Raw genomic sequence first — 18,115 nt, forward strand, 5'->3', positions numbered from 1 at the left:
GCTCGTGCTTCGATCACTCGACCTGACAGGTTCACCTGAGCAGGTCGAGCACGAGATCGCCGCGCTTGCCGATGCGATCTCGGGGACAAGTTCGACGGTGTGGGCGCGCGACGGGGGTTAGCGGCTCTTCGCCGTTAGAGAGGCCCATCTTGGGCCGGTGGCATTCTGTCGATGTCAACGAGAGTGACGAAATTTGGTAGTGACAGCGTGCTGGCCGGTCTGTCTACTACAATATTTCGGGATGGGAGTGAGGGGAATTCGTCGTAAATGAAAGGCAGACCCTCAAGGGGTGGAGGAGTGGTGTCTCGAACTGGTCCCGCGTCTGCCCCTCGTGGGGCTTGGTTCGTGAAATCCGCGCTTTCGGGCCCGGCTGCTTCGGGAGATGTGTTGACTCTCAGTGACGAGACTCTGGACTCCTCGAATTCGTCTACCCGCCGGTCAGTAATCGCTTGGATATATCCAGGAGTTTCTCCGCTGCAGATTCCTCCTGAAACTTGGGGGTCCCAAAAATCGTCGATATTGTGCGCATCAGCGGGAAACTTCTGGGTTGCTAGACTTTTCACGATCGACGACAGTGATTCGCCGGCGGCCAGTCGATTGACCAAGCCGCCAAAGATTTGTGACCATGGCACACTGTTGGCTAAATGTTTATGGGCAAGGAGTGTTGCCCGGCCATTATGATCGGGGCCATAAACGTCGCGTACATGACGAGCGAGTTGCGCGCTACATCCCCGGCGCGGGTCTGTTTGCAGAGTGGCGAGCGGAGCGGGGGGTTCGGAGGAGTAGAAGACGTACAGAGGCATCCAGCGGCACGCGACGTCCTCTGCCGGTGGGTCGATAAGGGTGTCCATCTGCTGGCGGCGCGCATGCCGCGGATGTCCGAGTTCCGAGAAGCTGCCAGTGCGGTTGACAATCTTTGCCTGCACACGAATCTGGACCCACTGGTCGTCGTGCCCGATTAGCCATTCCCAGTCTGCGCCGGTCGCGGACTCGTTCGGTTCGTTCGTATCGATGTACACGAGCTTACTCCAGAAGCGACGAAGGCGGTAAAGGCTCAACTCCGTGGCGGTGACCTCCCCAAAGCGAAGTCGATATCCGTCTACTCGTGTGTCGCGCACCATGCTCCAGATATCGGACGATTGGGCATCCATTGCGTTCTGCAGAGACCGGAAGAATGACAGCTCAGACATTTGATCACCTTGGTTGATTTATCAAGTGGAGAGTCAATTCAGGCTGGTGGAAGGGTATGCGAAGCCCCTCAAACCTGTTGGCGACGATGTCCAGTTCAAGGAAGTCGGTGCCGTCGGTGTCGATGATCTGCTCCTCCCCGAGGTGACTCGAGGCTTGGAACCACGCGGCCACGTAGCCTTCGAGTTCATCTCCCGGCCCGGTGCGTCTGGAAGTACGGCTACCTGCGCACTCATGATTCCCCCTTATGTCCGTGCAGAGGACTGGTCGACACTTGCCACCAGCTCGAGGCCGAGCGGTGCGTGCACGAGCGGTCTTGTGCCACTCAGGGTATTGGTACATGACTTGCTTTTGTCGCCGTGTCGGGGCGTGAATCCAGCCGAATCAAGTTCACCGACGTCCGGTACATCGCGAAGGAGACGATACGGTCGCGACGACGCGGCCGCCAACGAATCGATGTCGACGCCGCCTGGAACCCCGATGCTGCCACCGCACTATCCGCGGCCGAACCAACTGCTGCACTTGGCATTGTGGACGCGCAGCCACTCGGCGTTCGGATGGGCCGCCTTGTCGTTCGGCATCCGAAGTTGTTGGCCGTGTAGATCGGTGTATTCCTTCGACTCCCGCACCTGAGGCGCAAGGTGCACCCGGTACGCATCGTCGATGGTCAGCAGGTGCAGGTCGAACAGTGTGTGGATGTCGGACCGGAGCAGGAGGGAGTTCGTTACCACGTTGGTGTGCGGCCCCTTGTACTCCATGATGTGGGCCGCTTCCAGGATCGGCAGCACGTTGGTGCCGGTGACCGCGCAACGCCGGCCGTAGGCCCTCACCGCGTCCTCGCGGAACTTGCCGCTTCCCTGCCTGCGAACCACGTCCGCCGGCACTCGGACTCGGTTGTCGGATGCCATGTCTTCCATTGACAAGGGTCCGGATTCGTCGGTGCTCCACATCGGGTCGGCGCGGAGGTCGACGCCTGCGACCTGCGACTCGAGCCAGCGAATGGCGTCGGGATCCTTCGTGCTCGGCTTGGTCTGGAATGCCTGAAGACCGGTATTTGCTTTCACATCCTTGCCGGTTGGTTGTCCCACTGAGGTCGGGTGATCGACCACGAAGTTGAACCGGTACTTGTAGTCGTTCCGTTTCGCGTCGTCGATGTTCCAAGGCAGTCCTGTACCCAGCGGGGTTTCGTAGAGGTCGTCGAGCACACGCACGCTGCCGACGAAGCTCTCACCCGACTGCCAGAAGTAGACAATGTCTCCTGCCCGGACGTCTCGCCGTCTCGTGATGTCCCAGAACGAGTTCTCGCAGGCGATCCGCCAGTGCTCGGGGTTCTCCCGGTCGATGGCCATGATCCAGGCTGAAGACATGCTGCTCCTCGAAGAAGAGCGGGGAGGCATGTCCTGGTGCGAAAGCCTGTCGATCCGCGGTTGATGGATTTACCTGTCAGACAATCGATTTCAAGTAGGTCAAGGTCGCGGGGTCGGTGGAGTGGATGCCGACACCACGCAACCCGCGGGTGAGCAGCACCTTGTAGACGTGCCGCACCAACCGGTCGAACTGCTGATCGGGTACGCGGGTGCGGTTCTTGAAGTCCGGGTCACGGTTGGCAGCGCGCACGGTCACCCAGCGACCGTCCCGCCACACGAGGTCGGGGCCGATGATCACGCCGGCGTAGTCGTACTCGAAACCCTGCGCGGTGTAGATGCAGCCGACCTGGCCGAAGCCGGCCGGGTCGGTCGCCCACAGCGCCGCCGCCGGTGCGCCACCGACTGAGCGGTCGCCCTTCAGATTCCACGGACGTGCCCAATCACCGATCCGGACGTCGGGCACGAGGGTCTGGTCGGGCCGCGGCTCGCTCCACGGCCAGCAGTAGCCGGCGGCGATCCGGGCGGAGTAGCCGGCGTCCTGCTTGCTCCGCAGCCACGCTTCGAGTTCCTCGGGCGACTTCATCGCGTGCACCTCGAACCGGTCGGTACCCGGCCAGCGCACGTCGCCCGGCTCAAGCTCGAGCAGGCGCTTCACCCAGGTGATGTATTCCTTCGAACCACCCGACCGGAACTGTCCGTCGAGATCGACCCGGAGCACGTCGATGCCACGAGCGCGCGCAGCGTCCTCGATGTCCTCGACGGTTCCGAGCTCACCAGGACGCACCACTTGGTACTGGTCGAGGAGAAACACCGGAACCCGTGCGGCACTGAGCAATTCGTCGACCTGTGGCCGCCCGGTCCGAAACTGCGCCTTCGTGAACCGGTTTGCGGAGGTCTGCCGGATGCGGTGCGCCTCGTCGAGGATGAGGCAGTCGAGGTCGTTGGGTTCGGCGGCCACGAACGAGTTGAAGTACTGGAACGCCTTCTGCACGCGAGGCGCTCGCCGACCGGCCACCTTGCGCAGCGTCTGGGTGAACGACCGCGAACCGGTGGCGTGCACCACCGTCCGGCCTTGCCGGGCGAGTTCGCCCATGAGCGAGAGGGCAATGACGCTCTTGCCGCTGCCGGGACCGCCCGAGACGATCACTGCGGTCTTTGTGTTGCGGCGGCGCGCGTCGTTCACGCAGTGGAGCACGTAGTTGTAGGCGTCGAGCTGCTCGTCCAGCAACACGAACTGCTCGCGGTGCTGCACCTCTTCGGCAGCAAGGGCCATGAGCTGCTTCGACGGAGCGATGCCGCTGCCGATCAGCCGGTCGGCAGCCTCGGCGCCGCTGGTCGGCGCAAAGGTCGAACGCAACAACTCCTGGAATTCGCCGCGCCGCTGGCCGGTGATGAGTCGTCCGAACTCATCGGACGGCTTCGCAAGGAGATCGTGCACGTCGGAGTCGGTCGCGTTGTGCAAGTAGGCGATTCCGCGGACGCTCTGCTCCTTGCCGCGCAGTGTCATCACGAAGTCGGTCAGGTATTCGCAGTAGCCGCGCACCTGATCGATCGGGTGGCTCACCGGTCGGGCGTAGCCGGGCACGCTCACGAGGTCATCGCTGTCCTCGAACATCGTGGCGTCGGTCCACTGCTTCAGTTCGACCGCCAAGTAGGTCGGTTCGCCGTTCGAGTCCACGCCGGCTAGCACCACATCGGCCCGCTTGCTGGTCAGCGGCAGTTGGTACTCGATGAGCATCTCGACATCAGGCCGACCAGCGCTCACGAGATCGGCCGCGAGTGCGGGGAGGCTCCGGCTCCACGACCTGCGCTCGGCGGGCGACGGCCACTGACCCGTTCGCGTCGCCAGCTGCTCGGCCAGGCGCTCCTCCAGGTATTGCTCAGCGACGGAGAAGCTGCCAGCAGACTGGCGCAGCAGCGACGACATCCTTGGCTCCCGGGCAGCACGACAAAGGCGTGCGGGGGAGCGTGTCCATCAAGGAAGCTCGTCGATCCGCGTTGACGGTGGAACTCTATGACAAACGACTTCCTCGGAGATGACCTCGCCTCCGGTAAGGGTCAGTGGTGCCCGATAGCGTCTGCTTTGAACGACCGGGGACAAGGGGCACCATGATTCGCTACTCGACAACGCACGCACAGCGCACCGACCTGACGACGGGCCGGACCTCGTGATGCTGCCGAACGGCGTCGCGAACACCTACGACCGCCCGTACGCACTTGTTGACGTCGAGACAACCGGCCTGACCGCGAGTCGCGACCGCGTCGTCCAGATCGCGATCGCCCAGATGGAGCCCAACGGTGTCGTGACCGATCAGTGGTCAACGCTGATCGATCCCGAGCGTGACCCCGGCCCGGTCGAGATCCATGGCATCACCCGAGCAAGGTTGCGCGGGGCACCCAGGTACGCCGATGTCGCTCCGCGGATCCACGAGATGCTCAGCCGGCGCGTGGTCGTGGCGCACAACGCTCGGTTCGACTGGGACTTCCTTGCCCACGAAGCGCACCGAGCCGGGCACCGCTTTCCGGCCGACACCAGACTGTGCACCTGCCAGTTGTCGCAGCGGTTCGACCTGCCCGTGGCCGATTTCAGGTTGGCGAGCCTGTGCGACTACTGGGGCATCAAGCAACACCGTGCCCACGATGCCGAGGACGACGTGCGTGCTCTCGTCGAACTCACCCGTCATTCGCTCGCGTTGGCGCACCGGTTGGGACTGCCGTTGCCCTACGCGCGACCACGCCCCCTCGGTGGTTACCCGCCGGTTGCGCCGCGCACGCCCTGCATGTGGCGGTACCCCGGCCGGCACGTGCCTGGCCAACCACTGCGGCAAGGCATGACGGTGGTGTTCACCGGTCAGACGCACCGCGACCGGGCGATGCTGATCGAGACGGCAACCCGGTGCGGTCTCGACGTGATGAACTCGGTGAGTTCACGCACCAGCGTCCTCGTGTCGAACGGCGAACTCGGCACGCGCAAGGGGGATCTCGCGCTCAAGCACGGCACCAGCCTGATGACCGAGGAGCAGTTCATGGGGCTGCTCGACTCCGTCGAACCCGGTGACCCGAGAACGATGGCGCAGGTTGTCGTGCAGACGATGCCTGACGCGGTGCCCGTGCTCAGCCCACCGAGACCGCGCGCCAAAGTGGCTGCCCCCGGGCGGTTCTCGCGCAGGCGCGTGATCATCCTCGGCGGCTCGCACGATGAGGCGGCCGACGTGCGAACCCGTGTGCAGGAGGTTGGTGGCACCTGCGCGGTGAACCTCACCGTCACCGTGACGGACTTTGTCGCGCTGGCGGACGCCGAGAAGGACGCACGCATCTCCAAGGTCAAGGATCGAGCTCTGACCGAGCTCGACCCTGTGACACTCGAGCCTGTCGGTGCCTCGCAGCCCAGCGCGAATGACGAGGCGCAGCAACTCGATTCGGTGGATGTGGTGTCGCTCCCGCGAGGTGGCGTCACCGATATCGCGCACCTCGACTTCACCGTTATTGCCACCTGGGTCGCTGCCGAGGCGGTCGGCGAAGTCGACGTCGTCGCATTCGTCTCGGATCCGACAGGCAGCGTCGCGCGCGACGAGGACTTCTGTTTCTACAACCAACCGACCCATCCGACCGGCCTCGTTGACCTCGACCTCGCAACGCCCGACCAGGCGTCCGTCGACGTTCGGGCAGGGACACTTCCGATCGATTCACGAATCACCCTTGCCGCCGCGATCGATGGTGATGGCACGTTCGGAGACCTCGGCGCTATTGAGCTGAGCGTGCGATCGAGCGAGGGCTCGTTGCTGGCGCGCGCGACGCTCGATGCGGCCGCCGACGAAACGAGCATGCTTCTCGCTGAGGTGTATTGGCGTAGCGGGGCGCTTCGGTTCCGAGCGATCGGTCAGGGCTACCAACGGCGCCTGGCTGGGCTTGCCGTCGGCTACGGGGTCGACATCGAGGAGGACGTGGAGTAGCCGCGGAGGGTCAGGCGAGGCCATGCTGCGTCGCCCACACTGCGATCCGGTTGCCACGTGCCTCAACGAAAGTCATGCACGCCTGTCCGGCGGATGCACTCAAGCGTCAGGTCGCTGCGGTCCTTGATGCGCGGGTGGAAGCCCTTCGCGCCGTTGATCGTCACCTTGCCGCCGATCCGGTTGGCAGGAAACACGAGGTGCCCGCCGATGGTTCGGTAACTCCGAGCAAATCGGTTGAGGAGCGAGGGGCGAATCTCGTTTACCAGGGCAGCTTCAGAACGTTAAGCGGAGTCGCCCGTGCATCGGACGTGGGTGCTTTCATGATTTCGTGCCCTTCGACCTCACCGAACTCCACGCGCTCGTGCCCCAGGTGTGGGCGCTGAGCGACCCTGCGCACTCGCAGGTGAGGGTGTCGCTCGGTCGAAACCCGCAGCGGTGGTGGCGGCGCCGGATCCGGGTGGACGGTGTCGCGATGCGGCAGCATCCTGCGGTGTGGCCGCTGTTCGAAGGGAAAGAGGGGTTTGAGCTCACCATTCGTGCGGACGGGTCGGTGCGGTTCGTGCCCGAGTACCCCTCGCCGCACGTGTTCGGATACCTGGGCTCGGGACCGCTGGAGATCGTCCGTGACCCGGACGCTCGTCCCCCCGGGCGGGTTGCGTCCGCGGCCGCACAGAACGTCGGGCCGGAAGATCGCGACATCGGTTACCTGCGGAAGTTGTTCCGTCCGGGTGACGCGGAGGAGGTCGGACGGAGGCGTGCGTCGATCGAGGAACAGGAGCGCCGATCGGGTCCGCTGCCCGCTCAGGCGCGGGCCTATTTGGCGGTGTCGGCGGGACACTCGAGCATCGATCCGGCGGTGCCGCACACTCCGCTCGTGCAGGAGTTCGTGGGGGCGGGGATGTGGGGGCCGCTCAGCGTGAAGACCCGCGATCCGCAACGCTGGGCTGGGTGGTGGCGCACCAGAGTCGACCTCGAAACGCGTCACTTCCCGGTCGGTGTGCAGCCGGCGGTTGTGTCCGAGCACTGGCTTCCGGTCGGCGATCCCGACGAGCGCGGCATGTACTGCGTCGACATGGTGCCCGGCGACGGCGGCACGGTCGGCCAGTTGATCTTCCTGCCCGGCGACCAGTGTGTGGGTGCGCAACTGGTTGCCGACTCGCTCGCGGCAGCCTTCCGCGGCGACCGGCCCACGCCGCGAGGCTTCCTTCCACCGATGACGATTCCCGACCACATCGTCACCTGCATGACGGCTGCGGAGCTCGAAAAGCGCCTTGCCGCAGGCGAACTGCCCCCGACACTGCAGGCCGTTGCGGTCGAGGACGGTCGGGCGCGGCTCGACGTGGTGAACGCGCTGCTTCGGTATTGGGGACTGCCGCAGGTGGATGCGTTCGAGTGGACTTGGCGGCAGGAGCTGCCGTCACGCCCCGGTGCCTGACGCTGAGGGGGTGCGAGCCGCTGCTGAGCCCGTCATAGCCCAGTCGCCGCGCAATCCTCCATGGGAGGCAAAGCGGCACAGACCATGGCGGTGGGTGCGACAATCACCGCATGCACGAGTACTCGGGGTCCACTGCCACGGGCATCAACCAAGAGCTCGCGACGCTCATCGCGCAGGCGGAGCGGGGTGAGCCGTGCCCTCGCGTCACGCTGCTCACAGCGGCCGGTCTCGTCCAAGGGATTCCCGCTTCCCGCAGCAGGGCCCTTGAGGCCCGACGCGCCGCTGTACGCGAGGCTCTCAGGACATCTGGGGTGAAGTCTCTGCTCAATCGAAGAGGGCCGGCACCCGAAGAGCTCGCACGGCCGATGCTCCAGTACATCGACAACTGCCCCCCGACGCCGGGGCACATGCACCTGGTGCCGGCCGCTGTGATGCCGCTGCAAGGTGCGGCATTGAACATGCCGACGATGACCGTAAATCTGAGCCACGTCGTCTCATGGTGGCTTGGACTGGCGGATGTCAGCCCTCAGAGGTCGCCGGGGTCTGCGGTCGGATTCGTTGTCGACTTCTGACCCGCGTTGACCACGTGGATGCACGATCACCTGCGAGTCATCACACTGAATCGCCCCGGAGTGTCCGGAGACTTTCTCAAACGGTCAGCGCAGCGGTTTGCTGGGCTGTTTTGCGAGCGTAGTACGCCTCCTCAAGCTCGACGGGTGGGATGTCGCCGCAGTACTCGTACAGGCGCCGATGGTTGAACCAGTCGACCCATTCGGTGGTCGCGATCTCGACGTCATCGGCGCCCTTCCAGGGCTTGGCTCGCTTGATCAACTCGGTCTTGTACAACCCGTTGATCGACTCCGCTAACGCGTTGTCGTACGAATCCCCAGTACTACCAATGGAATCCGCGACACCGGCCTCGGCCAGGGCTTGACCGAACCGGATCGAGGTGTACTGAGACCCCCGATCGTGGTGATGCACCAACGCGCTGAAATCGGCTGTCCCGTAACGGTTTCGGGTCCAGACAGCCTGCTCGAACGCATGCAACACGAAGTCCGTCGTCATCGACGTCGACACCGACCACCCCAAGATCCGCCGCGCGTAGGCGTCGACGACGAACGCGACGTACACCCACCCCGACCACGTGCTGACATAGGTGAAGTCGGCGACCCACAGCCGGTCCGGCGCCAACGGCGCGAACCGGCGACACACCAGATCATCCGGACGCCGATCAGCGGCCGACGCGTCGGGCGTCGTGGTCCGCTTGACCGTGCCGCGGATCGCGCCCCGCCACCCGCGTTCACGCATGATCCGCTCCACCGTGCACCGGGCAACCCGGTGGCCTTCGCGGTTGAGTTGCAACCACACCTTCCGAGCCCCGTACACGCTGTAGTTCTCGGTGTAGACACGGTGAATCTCTCTGGTCAGCAACGCTTCTCGCCAGTCCGAGGTGGTCATCGGGCGATCCACGAGTTCGTAATAGGTCGATGGGGCGATCGTGATCCCGTGCTCGGTCAGCACGGAACAGATCGGCTCGACACCCCACCGCAGACCACCAGGTTCACGCCGATCGGCGTGCACCCTGATGAAGTCCACGATCAGCCGCGTGGCCGGTCGAGCTCGGCTGCGAAGAAAGCCGAGGCTGCCTTCAGGATCGAGTTCGCTCGCTTCAACTCGGCGACCTCGCGCCGCAGCCTGCGCAGTTCCTCCGACTCGGCCGTCCCGACCCCGCCGACACCGCCAGCAGCGCCGGCGTCAGCCTCTGCCTGACGCACCCACTTCCGAAGCGTCTCGGCCGACCCGATCCCCAACAAAGGAGCGACCCGCTGGATCGCCGGCCACTCACTCTCGTCCGAGGGCCGCTCGGTCACCATCCGCACCGCGCGCTCCTTGAGCTCCGCGGGATACCTCTTCGTACCAGTGCCTGCCATGACTCCAACCTTCCCAACAACTGGAGTCTCCGGACATGCCGGGGCGATTCACACTGCCGGTCGATGACGCGGACACACTGGGTGGGTTGGAGTCGGCGGTGCTTGAGCTGATAGACCCTCCACTGAATCTCGATAAGGGTTCAACGGAATTCGCTAAGTACTCGGCTGTCCGAGCTCAGGAAGAAGGACAGCCGGCGCCGACGGTAGGCGGTTCCTAACCTTCCTTACGCCGGAGGAAGAGCTGCGGCGAGCACGCGCAGGTCACCGACAAGATCTCTCACTACCGCGGCCTCATCGAGTGCGCCGTCCACCAGTGCGGTGCAGTCACGCCGTCCCACGATGAGCCTCTCCACGCGGGACGCAGAATTCCGCCTTCGACCCTCAGCTCGGCTCGCCCCTTGTACCGCTTGGCATCGATGACCCACACCCCACCAGTCGTCACGACAAGGTGGTCGATGTTGGTGCGTGTGCCGGGAATGCGGCGGTCGTCCAGCACCGCTATGGACGCGCCGTATAGGCGCGGCTGCGCGGTTGGCGCATTTGAGTTCCAGGCAGCTCGCTCGTCGCAAAGCCTGCGCCCCGCAACCCGTATTTGCGCGGTCCTGGCGTCTCTTTGAAATGTAAAGCCCGGGCTCCACGATCGTGGAGCCCGGGCTGGACATGTCTGGTGTCAGAGCTTCCCGCTGTAGATGCCGTCTGCGCGGTCGAAGCGGTCCATCGAGTTGACGGTCAGGGTGAAGTCCTGGCCGGGCGTGTAGCCATAGGCGACGTTGTACGTGAGCGACTTGCCGGGCAGGATCTTCGCCGTCGGCAGTTCGATGCCTTTGGCGGAGTCGAAGACCTTGTCGGTCTGCTGATCGCCGGAGGTCGCACTCTCGTTGAAGTTGAACGACTCGTACACCTTGTCGGTACCGTTCTTGATGACCACGGTCAGCTTCACGAACTTCTTGAACTTGCTGTCCGTAACCGCGTATTCCGACGGGGTGAACGGCACGGGCTTCGACACCGTCACTGCGAGCTTGTCGTCCCAGGTGAACGTCGAGCCGAACGGCTTCGTAAGTGACGATCCGTCCGACGCAGCCGAGGTCTCACTGGACTCGGACGCGGCCGGCGACTCCGAACTTGACGCCGACCCGTCGGTGCTCGACGACTCGGCCGACGAGGATTCGGATGTCTGGGTCTCAGCAGAACTGCTGGTCGACGAGGACGACGACACGTTGGTCGTCGAGTTGCAGCCCGCGAAAAGGGGCACAGCAATAAGAGCAGCAACGATGCTGAGGCGCTTCATTTTTTTTCTCCCTTGGTGGGGCCCATCCCTTGTGCCCCCAGCGGAGACTAGCTCCTTGATCGCTCAACAAGTGATGTCGTGACGGACTTGTGATCTTGGTCGGTCGCGAGCCATGTCTCGCGGCCGGCGCCGTCGGCGCTTGACCGGGTAGACGGCGTCCGGGCGGTCCTTGTCCAGGGGGTCAACTGACAGTACGTCGCTGAGCCGCAGAAAGGGCTCGCCGAGCGTCACAGATCTCGGCTAACTCGTTGCCTGCAAACGCAACCCGGCCAACAGCAGATCGAGCCCGGCCGCGAACTGGTCGCGATCCTCGTGCTCCGCGAACTCCTCGAGGATGTGGTGCATGAACGGGAACTCGGCCGAGTCGAGCGCCCGCCACTGAGCGACGGCGTGCTCGAAGTATTCCTGCCGGCTCATCGTGCCGTCGAGCACCTCCTGCGGGGGTTGCTGCCCGATGTCGGCGGCGCTGCCGACGACGAACCCGAGCACCGCCGACACCGCGTGGAAGCTCTGCAGGGGAGTGAGCTCGAGGCGCAGCACCTGTTGGCCGAAGCGTTCGTAGAGCTGCAGGCTGTTGGGTTGGCTGATCGTGTTGCGCATGAAGTAGTCGGCCAGCCACGGACGCGCGGCGATCGCGTCGAACGCGACGAGTGCCATCGCGCGCAGGTTGTCGATCGGGTCGGCGTCGCCGATGAATTCCTCGGTCTGCTCGAGCACGTCGCCGATGACGTAATCGCTTGCTTTGTCGCGCAATTCGTCCTTGTTCGACACATACCAGTAGATGCTCGTCGCCCCGCCACCCAGCCGTGCGCCGAGCGCCCGGAAGGTCAACGCGCTGTCGCCACCCTCGTCCATGAGAGCGACGGCTTCGGAGATCACCGCGTCCATCGAGTGCGAGGCGCGCGGGCGCTCGCGGTTGCGCGTGGCGCGGCTGGAGCCGGTGGTGCGAGGGGTCATGGCGCCCATTTCATCACAGCGGCTTGCGCGTCATCGAACACTGTTCTATTCTCGCACTCGTCTGAATAGAACAACGTTCGATAAAGGGAGGAGCCATGACCGCCATCACTGCCGACGCGGCGACCAGCCGCACCTACGGCTCGCTGCGCGCCTCCTGGATCCCACTGGCCGCGCTCTGCCTCGCCTTCTTCGTCGAGATGGTCGACAACACCCTGTTGACCATCGCCCTGCCCACCATCGGCCGAGACCTCGGCGGCAATACGACTGCGCTGCAATGGGTCACGGGCGCCTACACGCTCACCTTCGGTGGGCTGCTGCTCACCGCCGGCTCACTGGCCGACCGGTTCGGACGCCGTCGGGTGCTGCTTGTCGGCCTTGCCGCCTTCGGACTCATCAGCCTCGCGGTCGTCGCGGTGCACAGCACCGGCGAACTCATCGCCCTGCGCGCCGCGCTCGGCGTGGCGGCGGCCGCGATGGCGCCGATCACGAACTCGCTCGTCTTCCGACTGTTCGACGAACAGCACCTGCGGATGCGCGCGATGACCCTGATGATCGTGGTCGGCATGAGCGGGTTCGTGCTCGGGCCGCTGCTCGGCGGCACCGCGCTGGCCCACGTCAGCTGGGAATGGCTGCTGGTGGTCAACGCACCGATCGCGCTGCTCGCGTGGTTCGGCGTACGCCGCGGAGTCGCGCCCGACCGTCCCGAAGACCTCACCGACGACACCCTCGACCTGCCCGGCGCGCTGTTCAGCATCGCGACCATCGGGCTCGCCTGCTACGCCCTCACCAGGGGCGTCGAGCACCGCTGGACGGCGCTCGTCACCGTTGCCTGCGCGGTGGGTGCGGTGCTTGCGGCCACCGCCTTCGTGATCCACGAGAACCGCACTGCCGCACCGATGCTCGATCTTCGACTCTTCCGCGACGGCACGGTGCGCGGCGCCGCGATCGCCCAGGTCGGCACCTCGATCGCGATGGCCGCGGTGATGTTCGGGTTGATCCTGCACTTCCAGTACGCCTACGGCTGGAGCCCGGTGCGCGCCGGCCTCGCCAACCTGCCGATGATCCTCACGATGATCGTGGCGACCCCGCTGTCCGAGGGGCTCGCCCGCCACTTCGGCCACCGCATCGCCACCGCCGTCCTGCTCACCGGCGGCCTCGCCGCCATGGCCTGGGGCGTCGACCACGGCTACTGGGCGGTTGCCGCCGCGAAGGTCGTCATGACCATCGGCCTGCGCACCGTGATGACCGTCTGCGCCGTCGCGCTCATCGGCGCCATGCCCGCCAATCGCACCTCCATCGGCGCCGCCCTCAACGACACCGCGCAGGAGGTCGGCACCAGCATCGGCACCGCCGTCGTCGGCACCCTCATCGCGGTGCTCGTCACCGCCGTGCTGCCCGACGGGGCGTGGAGCTACGACCTCGTGCAGTCGTTCTTCCACGGCGAGAGGGTCACGTTCGCTGCGCTCGCGGTGGTGGTGGGGTTGGTGACCGGGTGGGGTGCGTTGACGCTGACGGATTCTCGTGAGGTGGAGGAGAGATAGGTGGACACCGGGGCGCGCGGATGGAACTGCTGCACGGATAGGTGAGCGCGCTTTCGCCGCCCTCGTCCAGCAGGGCCACGGCTTCGGAGATCAACGCGTCCATCAAGTGGGAGGCGTGCGGACGCCGCCGGGTGCGGCCAGTCCGCCTGCTCGGACGGATCTTTGGGCCCGCTGCCGGGTGGTGGGTCAGAGGAGGCCGTTCTCCTTGATCGGCGAGCTCGGCGCGACGAAGCACTCGACCGGAACCGTCGGTAACTCCTTCGACAGACGCACTCGCGGAGGCGCATCACGTCTCACCGGAGCGGCTCAGACGCCGCAATCCAGTTGAGCACCGCCAACACCCGCTGGTTGCCGTCGGGGTCGGACTCGATCCCCAGCTTGGTGAAGATCGAGCGCAGGTGGGCGTCTACGGTTCGCCGGCTGATGACAAGGTCGGTGGCGATGCCAGGGTTGCTGCGTCCCGTCGCGACGAGGCCGAGTACCTCGCGCTCTCGCTCGGTCAGGCACTGGAGTCGCCCACTGGCGCGCATCGCGTCAGGAAGAACGCCAGGATCGATCACGGTCGCGCCGGAGACGACCGCTTCGAGCTGCCTCAGGAACGTGCCGGAATCCAGTACCCGGTCTTTGAGCAGATAGCCGAAGCCGGCCGCGCGTCCGCGGGTCACCCGGGAGACCACTCGCGGGTCGACGGCCTGCGAGAGAAGCATGACGGCCAGTCCGGGGAACCGGTCTCGCAGAAGGACCACCGCGCGGCTGCCCTCATCGGCGTACGACGGTGGCATCCGGATGTCGGCGACGACGAGGTCGGGCCGCAGACGGACAGTCTCGCTCACGAGGCTGCGGCCATCGCCGACCTCCGCGACTACATCGTGCCCGGCCGAGCGAAGCAGCCGCGCGAGACCATCGCGCAACAGCACTTGGTCCTCGGCGATCACCGTCCGCACGGCAGCACCGCCTCGACCAAGGTGCCGTTCTCCTCACGGTCCGACACGATCAAGAGCCCGCCATGCGCATGGACTCGCTCCGTCAGGCCGCGCAGCCCGGACCCGAGACGCACGTCGGCGCCCCCAATGCCGTCGTCGCTCACCCTGACCACAACCGAGTCGTCGTGGATGGCGATCGTGACATCGATGCGGTCGCACCCTGAGTGCTTGATCGCGTTGTTGATGGCTTCCCCCACGACGAAGTAGGCGCATGCCTCGACCGACGCCAAAGGTCGCCGGCCGGCCAGGTCGGGCGACAGGTCGAGGGTTCCGATCCGTGCTCGTACGGGCTGGACGAACGCGCGCACGGCCGCCCCAAGCCCGTCATCGACCAGGATTTGCGGCAGCCGCCCGCCAGCCATCGCGCGGACGTCCTGCACCGCCCCCCTCAGCTCGCTGACGGTCTCGGAGATCGCCAACCGGGCGACCGGGTCGTCAATGTAGTCACGGCTCATCTGTAGGTTCAAGGCAAGGCCGAGCAGTCGGCCCTGGAGTCCGTCATGGAGGTCTTGCTGCAGCCGTGCCCGCTCCACCTGGGCGGCGACCGAGGCCCGGCCCGACTGCCATGCCTCACGGGCCTCCATCAATGCCGGAGCCAGGACAAGTCCACAGTCGCCCCACGCCGCGGCATCGCGCCGAGCCCGAGTGTCGCCGGAGACGAGGAGAACGACATCCTCGTCTTGCTCCCGAGCCAGCACAACGTTCTCACTCGGGGTCAGGGCCAAGACCTGGCCTTCTACGTCGACCCACCTCCCGTCCTCGACGTTGAACGCCAGCGCGGCACCCTGGTCTCCCAGCAGGCGGCGAACCACGGACTCGGCGACCCCGCGGTGCCGGCCCGCCAGCAAGCCAGTCGCCCGCTCAATCTCCAAGCGCAGCTCGGCGACAGGGTCCACCACACCGGCGACCCATTGCAGGACTCGCGTCGCGCTCCACCCGAGCACGACCGTCAACGCCACTGCAATGAGTACGGCGGCCTCGCGCGTGGGCAGCAGCGTGATGGTGGCGAGCGCCACCCCGGATGCGACCAGGACGACGACTGCGAGGACCATCGCACGCATCAGACCGACCACAACGGTGCTGCGCAGAAGGGGCGAACTGTCGTCACTGAGAGCCGCGACCGACAGCAGGGCGCACCCTGTGGTGGCGACCGAGAAGCCAAGGAACAACGCCGCGATGGTGGGGTCCCCTCCCAGGGCGAGTGCGGAGCCGAGGCCACCCAGCGTTATGCACCACACGATGATCAGGACGGGTACGAGCGAGGCCAGCCCCGCAATGATCCCGCGACGACGCCGATGCCCGGCCGTGCCTCGCACTGCGGTCCAACATGCCACCGGCGCCAAGGCGAAGGAGCCGAACCACAACAGGCCGGCCACCGCGAGCAGTGGCCCACCGGACGGCTCTACCGATAGGCCCAGACCGGTCAGCACAGCGCCGACTGCCGCGACAGCGAGCACGACGCCTGCCCAACCACGGCACGAGCGACCGGTTACGTGCCCGCTGACCAGCACCGGCGCAAGTTGGACCATCGTCAGCGGCAGCACATGGCCGGCACTGGCAAGGACGGCCACCGGCCGACCGCCGACGTCGGCCGCGGCCAGGCCCAACAGCGTGGGGTACGCCAGCACACCCGTACCGAGGACGAACAACGCCAACCCGGACGCCACGCTGTGCCCGGTGCGCGATGTGACAGCCAGGATCAGCGCACCCGCCGCAGCCATCGTCCAGCGCACCGCCGCTTCCACGTGATAGTCCTCTTCCCGCCACGTAAGCGTGAGTGACACAACGAAGGCGCTCAACCCGACGAAGCCGACAAGGGCGCACGCGGCCATCGTCTTTGACTGCACTGAGCCCGATGACATGCACCCCATGGTGGCGCCCGGAGGCGGCCAGCGGAATAGGCGAGAACACCGATGCCTGACTCCTCGAGCTCTCATAGCGTCGCTGGTCCGACCTGTCGATGCCCAAGGAGCCGATGTGACAACCGAGACCATCCCGGCCTCAGCGCCGGCGCGCCCCCCGATCCGCGACGCCGTACCGTTCGCCACCTTCGCCGCAGTCGGCGGTTCCGTGGTGCTTGCCCTCGTCAACGGTCTCGCCAACTGGATGCTGACCCAGGAGACGTACGAGACGACAGCCGACTACTTGAAGATCATCGACGCGCACCGCACCGTGGCGCTGGTCAGCGACGGGCTCGGGCTTCTGGCTGTCATTCTGCTGGTGCCGGGAATCTGGGCCGTGGCCCACCGTCTCCGAGAGCGGTCGCCGATCATTGCCGGCCTCGGGGGCTGGCTGGCAGCCTCGGGCTACGTGGCCTGCATGGTGCTCGTCATCGAGGGACAGATCATGATGGCAGTCGTCGACTCAGGCGGGGACCCGGCTACGTACATCGACGCGGCGGACAATCACACGACCTCTGTGCAGCTCCTGATCTATGTCGTCTTCGGCATCGGTGGCCTGCTGGGTCCGCTTCTGCTCGGCGTCGCGATGCTTCGCCAGCGCGATAGGTATCCGGTCTGGGCCGGTGCTGCACTGATTGCCAGCCCAGTGGCCCGGATCGGCGGCCTGGCTTTGGGCCTTCACATGTTGCCCAGCGTTGCCTCACTGATGATGGGCCTTGCCTTCGCCATGGTGATGCTCCGGCGTCGATGACCCCAGGCGGCCGACTTGCCGGATGGTCCCTCCTCACCCGCGCGGCGACTGCCAGCCGTCTGCCCTCAGCCGCTCGATCCCGCCGACGAGCACATCGACCGCGAACTCCATCTCGAAGTCCTCGTCGCAACCGTCCGCTCCGGGTCGACGCGCCTGGGCGTCGGCCGAGATCGCGAGGATCGAGGGATAGTCGGCCGGGTCGGGGGTGCGGCCGCGTCCGGGAGGTGTGCGGGCGTCGGAGGGGCTGCGTCCGTCGTGGTCGGTGAACAGCTCGGGGCTGAACCCCCAGATGCGGTTGCCGAGCAGGTGCATCACGTGGTGGGTGAGGTCGGGCGTGAACCCCGCGCCGATGAACACCGCGCTGAGCCGTTCCATGTGGTCGAGCACGGCTGCGGTGCGTTCGGTGCGCGACTCGATGGCGCGCCGCGCCCACGGGTGCCGGCCGAGCACCGTCCGGGCTTGGCGCAGTGCCGCTCGGACGCCGCCCTGCCAGTCGCTCGGGTCGGACGGCGCATCGCTCGCCATGTCGGCGACGACCACGTCGACCATGCCGGTCAGCAGGTCGTCCTTGTCGGCCACGTGCTTGTAGAGCGCCATCGGCGTGACGCCGAGCTCGTCGGCGAGCCGGCGCATCGTCACCGCGTCGAGCCCCTCCGCGTCGGCGAGACGCACCCCGCTGCGCAGCACGCGGTCGCGGTTCAACGGTGTGGTGGCGGCTGGCACTGATCTCCTCGGGCTGTCCGGATTGACAGGTATACAGCGTACACCTACCGTTGTGGGCATCGAGGTGTACGCCGTATACCTCCTGTTCCCGGAGGAC

General features: G+C 65.9%; 17 protein-coding genes and 1 pseudogene. 7 read left to right on the forward strand and 11 right to left on the reverse strand.

All coding sequences use genetic code 11. The features are described from left to right. Window positions 1-134: 134 nt before the first annotated feature. From DFJ65_RS17135 to DFJ65_RS03300, 3 genes are all read right to left on the reverse strand, one after another. Window positions 135-1,190, reverse strand: a complete 1,056-nt coding sequence (locus DFJ65_RS17135) for a DUF6615 family protein (protein WP_147301290.1) — start codon at window positions 1,188-1,190, stop codon at window positions 135-137. 492 nt (window positions 1,191-1,682) lie between these two features. Further along, window positions 1,683-2,537, reverse strand: coding sequence for an HNH endonuclease (locus tag DFJ65_RS03295; RefSeq protein ID WP_170143978.1), 855 nt, complete (start codon window positions 2,535-2,537; stop codon window positions 1,683-1,685). A 94-nt stretch (window positions 2,538-2,631) separates the two neighbouring features. After that, window positions 2,632-4,482, reverse strand: a complete 1,851-nt coding sequence (locus tag DFJ65_RS03300; protein ID WP_115921795.1) for a DUF2075 domain-containing protein — start codon at window positions 4,480-4,482, stop codon at window positions 2,632-2,634. A gap of 244 nt (window positions 4,483-4,726) precedes the next feature. Here DFJ65_RS03300 and DFJ65_RS18425 point away from each other — a divergent pair. Together DFJ65_RS18425 and DFJ65_RS17955 are read left to right on the forward strand one after the other, a co-directional pair. Further along, window positions 4,727-5,170, forward strand: a pseudogene (locus DFJ65_RS18425) (exonuclease domain-containing protein); the annotation flags it as partial. Window positions 5,171-5,428: 258 nt separating this feature from the next. Continuing rightward, the gene (locus tag DFJ65_RS17955; protein WP_245949965.1) at window positions 5,429-6,508 is read left to right on the forward strand and encodes a TerD family protein; all 1,080 of its coding nucleotides are present in this window, start codon (window positions 5,429-5,431) and stop codon (window positions 6,506-6,508) included. A gap of 62 nt (window positions 6,509-6,570) precedes the next feature. Here DFJ65_RS17955 and DFJ65_RS18430 read toward each other — a convergent pair whose 3' ends face one another. Then, window positions 6,571-6,774, reverse strand: coding sequence for a DUF6994 family protein (locus tag DFJ65_RS18430; protein ID WP_425453014.1), 204 nt, complete (start codon window positions 6,772-6,774; stop codon window positions 6,571-6,573). Between the two features lie 62 nt (window positions 6,775-6,836). Between DFJ65_RS18430 and DFJ65_RS03310 the strand changes: the two genes are divergently transcribed. Together DFJ65_RS03310 and DFJ65_RS17140 are read left to right on the forward strand one after the other, a co-directional pair. After that, a complete protein-coding gene (locus DFJ65_RS03310; RefSeq protein WP_115921797.1) occupies window positions 6,837-7,943 on the forward strand; it encodes an SMI1/KNR4 family protein in 1,107 nt (368 codons plus the stop codon). Window positions 7,944-8,053: 110 nt separating this feature from the next. Next, window positions 8,054-8,515 (forward strand): hypothetical protein, encoded by a 462-nt coding sequence (locus DFJ65_RS17140; protein ID WP_147301291.1) that lies wholly within the window; start codon window positions 8,054-8,056, stop codon window positions 8,513-8,515. A gap of 76 nt (window positions 8,516-8,591) precedes the next feature. Here DFJ65_RS17140 and DFJ65_RS03320 read toward each other — a convergent pair. The 3 genes from DFJ65_RS03320 to DFJ65_RS03330 all read right to left on the reverse strand — a co-directional run bounded on the left by DFJ65_RS03320 (window position 8,592) and on the right by DFJ65_RS03330 (window position 10,814). Beyond that, window positions 8,592-9,874 (reverse strand): IS3 family transposase gene (locus DFJ65_RS03320; RefSeq protein ID WP_115921799.1). Its coding sequence is split into 2 segments (ribosomal slippage): window positions 8,592-9,580 and window positions 9,580-9,874, totalling 1,284 coding nucleotides; the frame shifts between segments, so codons are not numbered across the junction. Between the two features lie 280 nt (window positions 9,875-10,154). After that, complete coding sequence (locus DFJ65_RS17960) at window positions 10,155-10,370, reverse strand: nuclease-related domain-containing protein (protein WP_342767488.1); 216 nt, start codon at window positions 10,368-10,370, stop codon at window positions 10,155-10,157. 174 nt (window positions 10,371-10,544) lie between these two features. Then, window positions 10,545-10,814, reverse strand: coding sequence for a hypothetical protein (locus tag DFJ65_RS03330; RefSeq protein ID WP_147301292.1), 270 nt, complete (start codon window positions 10,812-10,814; stop codon window positions 10,545-10,547). Here DFJ65_RS03330 and DFJ65_RS03335 point away from each other — a divergent pair. Continuing rightward, window positions 10,795-11,244, forward strand: a complete 450-nt coding sequence (locus tag DFJ65_RS03335) for a hypothetical protein (RefSeq protein ID WP_147301293.1) — start codon at window positions 10,795-10,797, stop codon at window positions 11,242-11,244. The genes DFJ65_RS03330 and DFJ65_RS03335 overlap by 20 nt on opposite strands. Before the next feature lie 158 nt (window positions 11,245-11,402). On the opposite strand, the gene DFJ65_RS03340 is transcribed toward DFJ65_RS03335, so the two are convergent. Beyond that, window positions 11,403-12,119, reverse strand: coding sequence for a TetR/AcrR family transcriptional regulator (locus tag DFJ65_RS03340; RefSeq protein ID WP_115924076.1), 717 nt, complete (start codon window positions 12,117-12,119; stop codon window positions 11,403-11,405). Between the two features lie 95 nt (window positions 12,120-12,214). On the opposite strand from DFJ65_RS03340, the gene DFJ65_RS03345 reads away from it, so the two are divergent. After that, on the forward strand, window positions 12,215-13,660 hold the full coding sequence (locus DFJ65_RS03345) for an MFS transporter (protein WP_115921802.1): 1,446 nt from the start codon (window positions 12,215-12,217) through the stop codon (window positions 13,658-13,660). Window positions 13,661-13,953: 293 nt separating this feature from the next. Here the strand turns inward: DFJ65_RS03345 and DFJ65_RS03355 are convergent, their stop codons facing one another. Further along, window positions 13,954-14,604 carry a response regulator transcription factor gene (locus tag DFJ65_RS03355; protein WP_115921803.1) on the reverse strand — a complete coding sequence of 217 codons (651 nt, stop codon included), beginning with the start codon at window positions 14,602-14,604 and terminating at the stop codon, window positions 13,954-13,956. Continuing rightward, a complete protein-coding gene (locus DFJ65_RS03360; RefSeq protein ID WP_170143979.1) occupies window positions 14,592-16,505 on the reverse strand; it encodes a sensor histidine kinase in 1,914 nt (637 codons plus the stop codon). The genes DFJ65_RS03355 and DFJ65_RS03360 overlap by 13 nt, the downstream gene beginning before the upstream one ends. Window positions 16,506-16,620: 115 nt before the next feature. Here DFJ65_RS03360 and DFJ65_RS03365 point away from each other — a divergent pair, with 115 nt between their 5' ends. Further along, the gene (locus DFJ65_RS03365) at window positions 16,621-17,295 is read left to right on the forward strand and encodes a hypothetical protein (RefSeq protein ID WP_147301295.1); all 675 of its coding nucleotides are present in this window, start codon (window positions 16,621-16,623) and stop codon (window positions 17,293-17,295) included. Window positions 17,296-17,328: 33 nt separating this feature from the next. Here the strand turns inward: DFJ65_RS03365 and DFJ65_RS03370 are convergent, their stop codons facing one another. Then, complete coding sequence (locus DFJ65_RS03370; protein ID WP_245949968.1) at window positions 17,329-18,018, reverse strand: TetR/AcrR family transcriptional regulator; 690 nt, start codon at window positions 18,016-18,018, stop codon at window positions 17,329-17,331. Window positions 18,019-18,115: the final 97 nt, after the last annotated feature.

This window comes from Calidifontibacter indicus (assembly GCF_003386865.1).
GTDB lineage: Bacteria > Actinomycetota > Actinomycetes > Actinomycetales > Dermatophilaceae > Yimella > Yimella indica.